Below are 11,713 nucleotides of genomic sequence, written 5' to 3' on the forward strand. Positions count from 1 at the left end.
TCGTCTCCACCGTTCACTGAAACCGGTACGGCTTGAGTTGTCGGTTGTTTGATAACGGTTGTCGGTTGTCGGTCGTCGGTTGTCGGTTGGACAACATTTGGTTGGTTTCCTCTGTTTTTAATATAGTTTAAAACATCTTCTTTAGTAACTCTTCCATCTTTTCCTGAACCAACAATTGATTCTAATTCTGTTAAAGAAATTCCTTCTGCAGTAGCTATGTTTTTAACTAAAGGAGAATAAAATTTATCAGATGATTTGAAATCGGCAGGAGCCAAAACAGCTTGAGCTACTTCTACAGTTTTTAATACTTCTTCTACAGCTGGAGTTGAAGTAGATTCTGATTTAGCTTCCGCAACAGGAGCGGGAGCACTTGCGCCTCCTTCAGTTTCAATAATAGCAATGGTTTGTCCTACTTTTACAACATCGTTTACCTGAAATAAAATTTCGGTTAATGTTCCGGAAACTTCGCTTGGAACTTCGCTATCAACTTTATCAGTTGCTATTTCCAAAACAGCTTCATCGGCTTCGATTTTATCGCCTACGTTTTTTAACCAATTTGTAACGGTTGCTTCTGCAACACTTTCACCCATTTTTGGTAATTTCAATTCAAACTTTGCCATATGTGTAAACTAAAGTTGTGTTGTTTAATTTTGATTGCAAAAATACTAATTGTTTTGAGCAAATAATAAGAATTATTCAATTTTTGATAAATTTATAATTATTCCTTTATCGTTTGCGTTATTGCCTCCTATTAAAAAATTTGACTCAGGTAGAAACATTTTGAAAGTGATGTTTATTGCTCTAACTGTATTCATATAATTTATTATTTCATAAAATGAAAACGACTGAATATCAAATACCAATTCGTACTTAATGGATGGATTAATTTTTAATTCTTCAAATATTGAATACGTAAGCGTTTCAGTAACGTATGGGAAAGTTAAAAGTTCATTGGAAAAAATAACAGTTTGATCAGCATAAAAGACTCTGTTGTGCTGTTGGTTTTTTTTAATTTTACTAAAAATAAAACTTCCTATTTGCATCATCCAGTCAAACACAATTGATTTTCGAAAGTGCTTTTTATAGAAAAATTGCATCGCTTCTTGAAAATGCTTCATGTATTTTTGATCCCTAGTTGTGCTTTCACCTTTGTAATGGATAACTGTTGAATCAGCAAAGTAGTAATTGGATTTTTCATTTTGGAGTGCCCTATAACTCAAATCAATATCGTCTGCGTACATAAAACAATTTTCGTCAAAACCGCCAAGCTCATTATACAATTCGCGCTTCATCACCATAAAAGCTCCTACAAGTATATCAACTTTCCCTGTTTGATTTTCGTCTAAATGTTGAGCATAATATTTATTAAAAAGTGATGACTTCGGAAACAACTTATACAATCCAAAAATCTTGGTAAACGCCACCCAAGGTGTCGGAATACCGCGTTTACTTTCGGGAAGAAAGTTTCCGGTTCCGTCTATAAGTTTGCAACCTATGATTCCGAGTTGCGAGTTGTGGATTGCTAGTTTCGAGTTTAGAATTTTTTCAAAAGTATCTTCTGCAACGACCGTATCTGGATTTAAGATGCATATGTATTCGCCTTTGGCTTGGACTACTCCGATGTTATTGCCTTTAGGAAAACCTAAGTTTTCTTTGTTTTCAATAAGTTTTATATTCGGGAAACGCTGTTTCATCATCATACAACTGTCATCCGAAGAATTATTATCAATCACAATGATTTCGGCATCCAGATTCTGAATAGCTTTTTGCACACTCAACACACACAACTCCAAAAAGTAGCGCACATTGTAATTAAGAATGATGACAGATAGTTGCATTTGACAAATATAATAGAATCAATTTGATGATTTGATGATTTGATGATTTTGATTACTGCTTAAATAACTTACTTTTGCAACTACTATTTTCAAATTACCTCATTTTCAAATTAATCCATGAATTACCTTTCAGTAGAAAATATATCAAAATCCTTTGGAGAAAGAACCTTGTTCAAAGAAATCTCTTTCGGCATCAATAAAGACCAAAAAATTGCTTTCATTGCTAAAAATGGTTCAGGAAAAACTTGTATTATGAACATTATTAATGGCGAAGATGAGCCCGACACGGGACAAGTTATACTTAGAAAAGGATTGAAAATGGCTTTTCTTTCTCAAAAAAATAATTTGCAAGATGAACTGACTATTGAGGAAAGTATTTTTGCTTCGGATAATGAAATCTTGCATGTGATTGAGCAATATGAAAAAGCATTAGAAAACCCAGAAGATGAAGAAAAGTACCAATTGGCTTTTGATGAAATGGACAGACACAATGCGTGGGATTTTGAAACGCAGTTCAAACAAATCTTGTCCAAACTAAAACTAGACGATCTAAAACTGAAAGTGAAAAGTCTTTCCGGCGGACAAAAGAAGCGTTTGTCTTTAGCTATTATTTTGATTAATCGTCCTGATTTATTGATTTTAGATGAGCCAACTAACCACCTTGATTTAGAGATGATTGAATGGCTGGAAAGTTATTTTGCAAAAGAAAACATTACTTTGTTTATGGTAACTCACGATCGTTTCTTTTTGGAACGTGTTTGTAACGAAATCATTGAACTTGATAACGGAAAACTCTATCAATACAAAGGCAATTATTCGTATTATCTTCAAAAAAAGGAAGAGCGAATTGCTATAGAAAATTCTACTATCGATAAAGCACAAAACCTTTTCGTAAAAGAATTGGCGTGGATGCGTCGACAACCAAAAGCAAGAACAACCAAATCAAAGTCGCGTCAGGATGATTTTTACCAAATCAAAGCTGTTGCTGAAAGCAGAAGAAAAGAGAATGTAGTTGAGCTTGAAATCAACATGGAACGCATGGGTAGCAAGATCATTGAGCTCCATAAATTGTATAAAAAATTCAAAGACAAAGTCATTTTGGATAATTTCACTTATGACTTCCAACGTGGTGAACGCATTGGAATCATCGGAAAAAACGGAACCGGAAAATCAACTTTCTTAAATATACTAACCAAAACTATGCTTCCCGATGCAGGGAAAGTGGTTATTGGCGATACGATTAAAGTTGGTTATTACACACAAAGTGGTATCAATCCGAAACCGGGACAAAAAGTAATTGACATTATCAAAGAATATGGGGAATACATTCCGCTAACGAAAGGAAAAATCATTTCAGCTTCGCAATTGTTGGAACGTTTCCTGTTTGATGCCAAAAAGCAATATGACTTTGTAGAAAAATTAAGCGGTGGTGAGCTAAAACGCTTGTATTTGTGTACTGTTTTAATTCAGAATCCAAATTTCTTAATTCTCGATGAGCCAACAAATGACTTAGATATTGTAACCCTTAATGTACTGGAAAGCTTTCTTTTGGATTATCCTGGTTGTCTTCTTGTGGTTTCGCACGACCGTTACTTCATGGATAAAATTGTAGATCACTTGTTCATCTTCAGAGGCGAAGGACAAATTGAAGATTTCCCCGGAAATTATTCCGATTTCAGAGCTTATGAAGATTCGGCTGAGCCTAAAAATCTATCGAGCGTTAGTACTGAAAAAGTAAATTGGAAGCAAAATAATCCAACAACTTCGGGATTGAATTTCAACGAACAAAAGGAATTCAACAAAATTGAACGCGAAATCAAAGACTTAGAATACGAGAAAAAACAAATCGAAAACTTATTTTCAGAGGGTAAAGTAGCCGATGCTGATATTACGGCTAAAGCAAAAGAACTGGAGGTTATCATTAAAAAAATGGAAATTAAAGAAGAACGTTGGTTTGAATTGTCTTCAAAAATGGAATAATAAAAAGGTTAGAGTCTCAGTAAGCGTACTGAAACTGCGACTGAAAACTGCGACTGAAAACTGTGTTAAAAATAATAAAATCATATTTAAACTTCCTCTGGAACTCCAAAAACGAACACGGAGTGCACTCTCCTTTTGTTTTTAATTTGGTGACTAAATGTTTTTATGACAAGAAGCAATATCCCGAATATTCTATCTTAAAAAACTATAGAAATTCTCTTTTACAAAATAAAAACACCATTGAAGTTACTGATTTTGGAGCAGGTTCAAGAGTTTTCAAAAGCAATACCAGAGCAATAAATCAAATAGCCAGGAATGCCGGTATAAGTAAAAGAAGAGCAGAATTGCTTTTCAGAATTACTAATTATTTTCAATCTGAAAGCATTTTAGAAATTGGAACTTCTTTAGGATTAGCTACTTCTGCCCTTTTGCTTGGAAATGTAAAATCTAAAATCAGTACAATAGAAGGATGTTCTAATACATTTCATGTGGCTCAAAAACAATTTGAGGAATTTGGTTTTAAAAACATTACGTCAATCAAAACAGAATTTTCATCTTATCTAAAAAATTATCAATTAGCAATTATCAATTATCAATTGATCTATTTCGACGGCAATCATTCCAAGCAAGCCACTTTAGAATATTTTGATTTGCTTTTACCAACAATTACCAACGAAACTGTTTGGATTTTTGATGATATACATTGGTCGCCAGCTATGGAAGCAGCTTGGGAAGTTATAAAAAATCACCCGAAAGTTACAGTAACAATTGATACGTTTCAATGGGGAATTGTTTTCTTCAGAACAGAACAACCAAAGGAGCATTTTGTGATTAGAGTATGAAAATTGTAACAAAAAAAGATATTGATTACTTATATTTAGATTATTAATTCCTTAAAGTTCCCTTATCAATGGCAAATCCATTAATAGATATCAAAAAATTGACGAGAGATTTTCAACTCGGTCATGAAACCATCAATGTTTTAAAAGGCATCGATTTACAAATCAACAAAGGGGAATATGTAGCGTTAATGGGTCCGTCAGGTTCTGGAAAATCTACTCTAATGAATCTTTTGGGTTGTCTTGACACACCAACTTCGGGAACTTACATCCTTAACAGAAAAGACGTTAGCCAAATGCATGATGACGATTTAGCCGAAATCAGAAACAAAGAAATTGGTTTTGTTTTTCAAACCTTCAATCTTTTACCAAGAACTACAGCTTTAGATAATGTAGCTTTACCAATGATTTATGCAGGTTACTCCAAATCGGAAAGAAACGAACGCGCTACAGATGTTCTAGCTCAAGTTAATCTTGCTGATAGAATGGATCACCAACCCAATCAACTTTCGGGAGGACAACGCCAACGTGTCGCTATTGCCCGAGCTTTAGTCAACAAGCCTTCCATTATTTTGGCCGATGAACCAACTGGAAATCTCGATAGTAAAACTTCGATAGAAATTATGAATCTTTTTAATGATATTCATAAAAACGGTAATACTGTTATAATAGTTACACACGAAGAAGACATTGCTAAATATGCTCATAGAGTCATTCGTTTAAAAGACGGAATCATTGAAAGCGACACTCTAAATACGAATCATTTATAGGATTTGATTTTTTGTTACCTTTGAGCTCCATTCTGAAATCATAAATCAACATGAAAGTTTATACTAAAACCGGAGATACAGGAACTACAGCATTATTTGGAGGAACTCGTGTCCCAAAAGACCATGCTCGAATTGAAAGCTATGGCACTGTTGATGAATTAAACTCCTATATAGGATTAATTCGCGACCAAAAAATAGATCAGCATTACAAAGATGTTCTAATTGAAATTCAGGATAGATTATTTACCGTTGGTGCTATACTAGCAACTCCTCCAGAAAATGAAGTATTAAAAAACGGCCAGAAACGATTGCAAAACCTTGGTATTATTGAAAGTGACATTGAGCTTCTTGAAAAAGAAATCGATTCAATGGAAGATTCCTTACCTCAAATGACCCATTTTGTTTTACCCGGAGGTCATACAACTGTGTCATATTGTCACATTGCGCGCTGTGTTTGTCGAAGAGCAGAGCGTTTAGCAGTGCATTTAAGTCATAACGAGCCTGTTGCTGCTATCGCTATAAAATACCTAAACCGACTTTCTGACTATCTTTTTGTCTTGGCACGGAAGTTGTCCAGGGACCTGAATGCTGATGAAGTACAATGGATTCCGAGGAAGTAATGATTTAAGATTGTTGATTATTTTAGAATTAAAATATCTACATAAAAATTGAAATCTAAAATCAAAAATCACTGTGCTTAAATCAAAAATTAATACGTTCTTAAACATATTTAAAAATAAATCAAAAAAAACTTGACTTTTTCAGTAATAAATTTATTTTTGCATTAAATTAAAAATCGAGAGAAGATGTATTGGACATTAGAATTAGCATCGTATTTAAGTGATGCACCCTGGCCAGCAACCAAAGACGAGCTTATAGATTACGCCATAAGAACCGGCGCGCCTCTTGAAGTAGTTGAGAATTTACAATCTATAGAAGACGAAGGAGAAATCTACGAATCTATGGAAGAAATTTGGCCCGATTATCCTACCGACGAAGATTATCTTTGGAACGAGGATGAATATTAAAAAAATAAAAAAACACAACAGAGAAAAGTCCATTTAGGGCTTTTTTTTTGTTTAAATTTGCATCCCTAAGAATCGGGATTTTTAAAAATATATAATACAAACCCAATTATGAGTTTCATAAATAGCATTTTAAAAGCTTTTGTAGGCGACAAATCTCAAAAAGATGTCAAAGCTACACAACCATACATAAACAAGATTAAAGCTTTAGAACCTATATTAGCCTCACTTTCTCATGATGAGTTACGAGCTAAAACAGTAGAATTCAAAGAAAGAATAAAACAAGCCCGTGCTAAACAAGATGCTGAAATAGAAGCAAAAAAACAAGAAGCAGAAAACACTGTCGATATTGATTTAAGAGAAGATATTTACAATGCCATTGATTCTTTAGAAAAAGAAGCTTACGAAATCTCGGAAAAAGTATTAATAGAAATACTCCCGGAAGCTTTTGCCGTTATTAAAGAAACAGCTCGTCGTTTCAAAGAAAACACAACTATTACTGTTACCTCAACTGAGAAAGACCGAGAATTATCAGCTACAAAACCTTACATAACTTTAGTCGGTGACCAAACTAATTGGTCAAACCAATGGAATGCGGCCGGAAAAGAAATCACTTGGGATATGATTCACTACGATGTACAGTTAATTGGAGGTATCGTATTACACGAAGGAAAAATTGCAGAAATGCAAACTGGTGAAGGAAAAACTTTGGTAGCAACTCTCCCTATCTACTTAAATGCGTTGACCGGAAACGGTGTACATTTAGTAACAGTGAATGACTACTTAGCAAAACGTGACAGCACCTGGAAAGCTCCTTTATTCGAATTCCACGGATTGACAGTAGATTGTATTGACAATCATTCGCCAAACTCAGATGCTAGAAGAAAAGCCTACGAAGCGGATATTACTTATGGTACCAATAACGAATTTGGTTTCGACTACTTACGTGATAATATGGCACATTCGCCTGAAGATTTGGTGCAAAGGAAACACAACTACGCCATAGTCGATGAGGTGGATTCAGTATTGATTGATGATGCTAGAACTCCGTTAATTATTTCAGGACCAGTTCCTGATGGTGACCGTCATGAGTTTAACGAACTGAAACCAAAAATTGAAAACCTTTATAATTTACAGCGTCAATTAGCCAACGGATTTTTAACTGAAGCCAAGCGTTTTTTTAAAGAAGGAAACATGAAAGATGCAGGTTTTCATTTACTAAGAGCTTATAGAGCATTACCTAAAAACAAAGCACTTATCAAATTCTTGAGTGAAGAAGGTGTAAAACAATTACTGCAAAAAACAGAAAACGAATACATGGCAGACAACAACCGAAAAATGCCGGAAGTTGACGAAGCAATGTACTTTGTAATCGAAGAGAAAAATAATCAAGTGGAACTTTCTGATAGTGGAATAAAATTCCTTTCTCGGGATACTGATGAAAATTTCTTTATACTACCGGATATCGGAACCGAAATAGCGAATATCGAGAAACAAAACCTTGAAAAAGATAAAGAGGCAGAAGCGAAAGAAAAACTATTTCAAGATTTTGGCATAAAATCAGAAAGAATTCACACACTTACACAATTATTAAAAGCGTATACCCTTTTTGAAAAAGATGTAGAATATGTTATCATGGACAATAAAATTTTAATTGTCGATGAACAAACAGGTCGTATAATGGATGGTCGTCGTTATTCTGACGGATTACACCAGGCGATTGAAGCCAAAGAGCAAGTTAAGATTGAAGCAGCAACTCAGACATTTGCTACGATTACGTTACAGAATTATTTCCGTATGTACAGCAAATTAGCGGGTATGACGGGAACAGCAGTTACAGAAGCAGGTGAACTTTGGGAAATCTACAAATTAGATGTTGTCGAAATTCCAACGAATCGCGGTATGTCAAGAATTGATAGAGAAGATTTGATTTACCGTTCGGTTCGTGAAAAATTCAATGCAGTAATTGAAGATGTAACCCAATTATCGCAAGCCGGAAGACCTGTTCTGATTGGAACAACATCGGTTGAGATTTCAGAATTATTAAGTCGAATGCTGAAAATACGTGGCGTAAATCACAATGTATTGAATGCAAAAATGCACAAACAAGAAGCACAAATTGTTGAAGAAGCTGGTAAACCTGGTGTAGTAACAATTGCAACTAATATGGCCGGTCGTGGAACTGATATCAAGTTAACTCCTGAGGTAAAAGCAGCTGGTGGTTTAGCAATTATCGGTACAGAACGTCACGATTCGCGTCGAGTGGATCGTCAGTTGAGAGGTCGTGCCGGTCGTCAGGGTGATCCGGGAAGTTCTCAGTTTTATGTTTCTTTGGAAGATAACCTGATGCGTTTATTTGGTTCAGACAGGGTAGCCAAAATCATGGACAAAATGGGATTGAAAGAAGGTGAAGTGATTCAGCATTCAATGATGACCAAATCTATTGAGCGTGCACAGAAAAAAGTAGAAGAAAACAACTTTGGTACACGTAAGCGTTTGCTTGAATATGACGATGTAATGAATGCACAGCGTGAAGTAGTCTACAAACGTCGTCGTCACGCCTTATTTGGTGAGCGACTAAAACTGGATATTGCTAATATGATGTATGATACTTGTGAATTAATCATAAGTGAAAATAAAGGCAGAAGCGATTTCAAAAATTTTGAATTTGAATTAATTCGTTATTTCTCTATAACTTCTCCTATTTCGGCTGCCGAATTTGAGAAATTATCTGAAATGGAAATTACAGGTAAAGTATATAAAGCTGCTATGGCTTATTATACAGAAAAAACCGAAAGAAGTGCTCGAGAAGCATTGCCAATAATTACCGATGTTTACAAAAAAGAAGGAAACACTTTTGAGCGAATTATAGTTCCGTTTTCGGATGGAATTAAGACATTAAATGTAGTTACCGATTTGAAAAAAGCATATGATACACATGGCGTACAATTAGTTGCCGATTTTGAAAAAAATATCACTCTAGCCATTGTTGATGAAGCCTGGAAAAAGCATTTGCGCAAAATGGACGAATTAAAACAATCTGTTCAGTTGGCTGTACACGAACAAAAAGATCCTTTGCTAATCTATAAATTAGAAGCATTCAACTTGTTTAGAACAATGCTTGGTGGTGTAAATAAAGAAGTTATTTCGTTCTTGTTTAAAGGCGATTTGCCACAACAAAACAATAATTTCCAAGAAGCACGACAAGTACGTCAAAAACAAAATTACACTGAAAGTAAAGACGAAATAGAAAGTAGCGAAAGTGCAAATCTTCAGGCAGGTCAGGCGACTTCTCAACGTCCGCAAGTAACTGAGACCATTGTTCGCGAAACTCCCAAAATTAACCGTAATGATACTGTTACGATTAAACATGTAATGAGCGGCAAAACCGAAAGCATGAAATTCAAGAAAGCCGAAAGTATGTTGGGTTCTGGTGAATGGGTTTTGGTTAACTAATAGTTTTGAGCCACAGTCACAGTTAACTGACTGTGAATAATATAATCCTCAATGGTAATTACTATTGGGGATTTTTTATATTTCAATATCTTATTGAATAGAAATGAAAAAAAAATATCAATCCTACTCCTTTTCTTTTGTATTGTTACTTTTTCACAATCTACCGAAAGTTTAAAAATAGCTACTAAAAATATTACGAAGCGAATTATTTAATGGATTTTGAAACTATCGTTTCATTATCCCATCCGGTAATGGTGCAAACTATTGGTAAAGATATACTGCTGTAAAAACTAGATAAATACTATGAAAATGAAGAATACCGTTTGCGTGAATAATTGGAGCCTTTGCCTTTTCAATATGGTGTGGTAAAGAAAATTGAAGGAAAATCGTTTTGCGTGGTTACATTTCAAAATCCGATGCGCTACATTTTTGAAACCAAATTAACTACAGAAGCCGCTCCAGTTATAGCAAATTAGTTAAAGCAGATCAACAGAAGTAAGGAAGTGACTTTTGAACCTAAAAGAAATTTCTTTAGAGTAAAAAAGAACAACTAATTATTTAGCCGTTATGGATGAAACGATCATCAATGAATGGTAGTTTTTTAACTTGGATGATGCCAATCAGTTAACTTCTTTTCAAACAATTTTTGGCGAAAGCATAAAAAAAGAATTGGGTTTATAAAAAAATAGTATCTACCTTTATCTTACTATTTAGTAACTAATCAAAAATATTTATACCATGGCAAAAGGAAAAGACGTTCAGAAAGCCGTAAAGAAAGAACCTCAGAAGACGGCAAAAGAAAAAAAAGCGGAAAAACGCGAAAAGAAAAATTCTCCTAAAAGAGATTAATTCTTTTAACCACAAAGCTCACAAAGAAATATTTTTTGTGAGCTTTGCGCATTCATAGTGGACTTAATGGTTAAAGTTCGTCTGGAAAAATTTTTCCCGGATTAAGAATGTTATTGTGGTCAAAGACACGTTTAATACTTTCCATCAACTCCAAATGTACTTTGGAAAAAGCAATATTCATATAGTTCTTTTGTACATAACCAATACCGTGTTCACCGGAAAGTGTTCCTTTTAAAGAAACCGTTAATTCAAATATTTCACGAATTCCCAATGTCACTTGGGTTCTCCAATTGTCATCGGTCATATCGCCTTTAATAATATTGACATGCAGGTTTCCATCACCGGCATGACCATAACAAACCGATTTAAAACCATAATTCTCGCCTATTTTCTTAATTCCGGATAGTAATTCCGGCAACATATATCTTGGGACAACCGTATCTTCTTCTTTATAAATTGAATTAGATTTAACGACTTCCGCTACGGAACGTCTTATTTTCCACAAAGCTGCTTTTTGGTCTTCAGTGTCGGCAAACAAAACCTCATCAATATCATACTGATCGAGAACTGACATGATTTTTTCGGCTTCAAGCATCAAAATTTCAGTATAATTTCCATCAACTTCAATCAACAAATGCGCTTGATGCTCGGGTTTAACATTAACACTAATACCTTCTACAAATCGCAATGTCCAATCAATGGCTTCACGCTCCATAAACTCTAAAGCACTTGGGGTAATTCCGGCACGGAAAATAGCAGAAACAGCCTCGCAAGCTTGAGTTGCGTCATAAAATGGTACAAGCATCAATACATTATGAGCGTTTTTTGGCAACAATTTTAAAACAGCTTTTGTAATTACACCAAGCGTTCCTTCGCTACCAACCATCAACTGTGTCAAATTATATCCAGTAGAATTTTTCAAAGTATTTGCACCTGTCCAAATGATATCACCATTT

10 protein-coding genes are annotated in these 11,713 nt (G+C 34.6%); 7 read left to right on the forward strand and 3 right to left on the reverse strand.

Going from position 1 to position 11,713, the window contains the following annotated elements; genetic code table 11:
* Both ACOYLP_RS07240 and ACOYLP_RS07245 read right to left on the reverse strand, forming a co-directional pair.
* Nucleotides 1–620 (reverse strand): biotin/lipoyl-containing protein (locus ACOYLP_RS07240; RefSeq protein WP_422855515.1); only part of this gene is annotated, 620 nt, incomplete at its 3' end.
* A gap of 72 nt (nucleotides 621–692) precedes the next feature.
* Nucleotides 693–1,838 (reverse strand): glycosyltransferase family 2 protein, encoded by a 1,146-nt coding sequence (locus ACOYLP_RS07245; RefSeq protein ID WP_422855516.1) that lies wholly within the window; start codon nucleotides 1,836–1,838, stop codon nucleotides 693–695.
* 117 nt (nucleotides 1,839–1,955) lie between these two features.
* Between ACOYLP_RS07245 and ACOYLP_RS07250 the strand changes: the two genes are divergently transcribed.
* The 7 genes from ACOYLP_RS07250 to ACOYLP_RS07280 all read left to right on the forward strand — a co-directional run bounded on the left by ACOYLP_RS07250 (nucleotide 1,956) and on the right by ACOYLP_RS07280 (nucleotide 10,384).
* Complete coding sequence (locus tag ACOYLP_RS07250; RefSeq protein WP_422855517.1) at nucleotides 1,956–3,818, forward strand: ABC-F family ATP-binding cassette domain-containing protein; 1,863 nt, start codon at nucleotides 1,956–1,958, stop codon at nucleotides 3,816–3,818.
* A 62-nt stretch (nucleotides 3,819–3,880) separates the two neighbouring features.
* The gene (locus ACOYLP_RS07255; RefSeq protein WP_422855518.1) at nucleotides 3,881–4,660 is read left to right on the forward strand and encodes an O-methyltransferase; all 780 of its coding nucleotides are present in this window, start codon (nucleotides 3,881–3,883) and stop codon (nucleotides 4,658–4,660) included.
* A gap of 68 nt (nucleotides 4,661–4,728) precedes the next feature.
* The gene (locus ACOYLP_RS07260) at nucleotides 4,729–5,427 is read left to right on the forward strand and encodes an ABC transporter ATP-binding protein (protein WP_422855519.1); all 699 of its coding nucleotides are present in this window, start codon (nucleotides 4,729–4,731) and stop codon (nucleotides 5,425–5,427) included.
* A gap of 50 nt (nucleotides 5,428–5,477) precedes the next feature.
* Nucleotides 5,478–6,047, forward strand: a complete 570-nt coding sequence (locus tag ACOYLP_RS07265) for a cob(I)yrinic acid a,c-diamide adenosyltransferase (protein WP_422855520.1) — start codon at nucleotides 5,478–5,480, stop codon at nucleotides 6,045–6,047.
* 186 nt (nucleotides 6,048–6,233) lie between these two features.
* Nucleotides 6,234–6,455 carry a DUF2795 domain-containing protein gene (locus ACOYLP_RS07270; RefSeq protein WP_002986941.1) on the forward strand — a complete coding sequence of 74 codons (222 nt, stop codon included), beginning with the start codon at nucleotides 6,234–6,236 and terminating at the stop codon, nucleotides 6,453–6,455.
* Between the two features lie 108 nt (nucleotides 6,456–6,563).
* Complete coding sequence (gene secA / locus ACOYLP_RS07275; RefSeq protein WP_422855521.1) at nucleotides 6,564–9,908, forward strand: preprotein translocase subunit SecA; 3,345 nt, start codon at nucleotides 6,564–6,566, stop codon at nucleotides 9,906–9,908.
* Between the two features lie 344 nt (nucleotides 9,909–10,252).
* Entirely contained in the window at nucleotides 10,253–10,384 is a 132-nt protein-coding gene (locus ACOYLP_RS07280; protein WP_422855522.1) for a hypothetical protein, read from the forward strand.
* 443 nt (nucleotides 10,385–10,827) lie between these two features.
* Here the strand turns inward: ACOYLP_RS07280 and ACOYLP_RS07285 are convergent.
* The coding region (locus tag ACOYLP_RS07285; RefSeq protein ID WP_422855523.1) for an FAD-binding oxidoreductase at nucleotides 10,828–11,713 on the reverse strand (886 nt) is incomplete at its 5' end.

It is taken from the genome of Flavobacterium sp., from assembly GCF_049318325.1.
Classification (GTDB): domain Bacteria; phylum Bacteroidota; class Bacteroidia; order Flavobacteriales; family Flavobacteriaceae; genus Flavobacterium.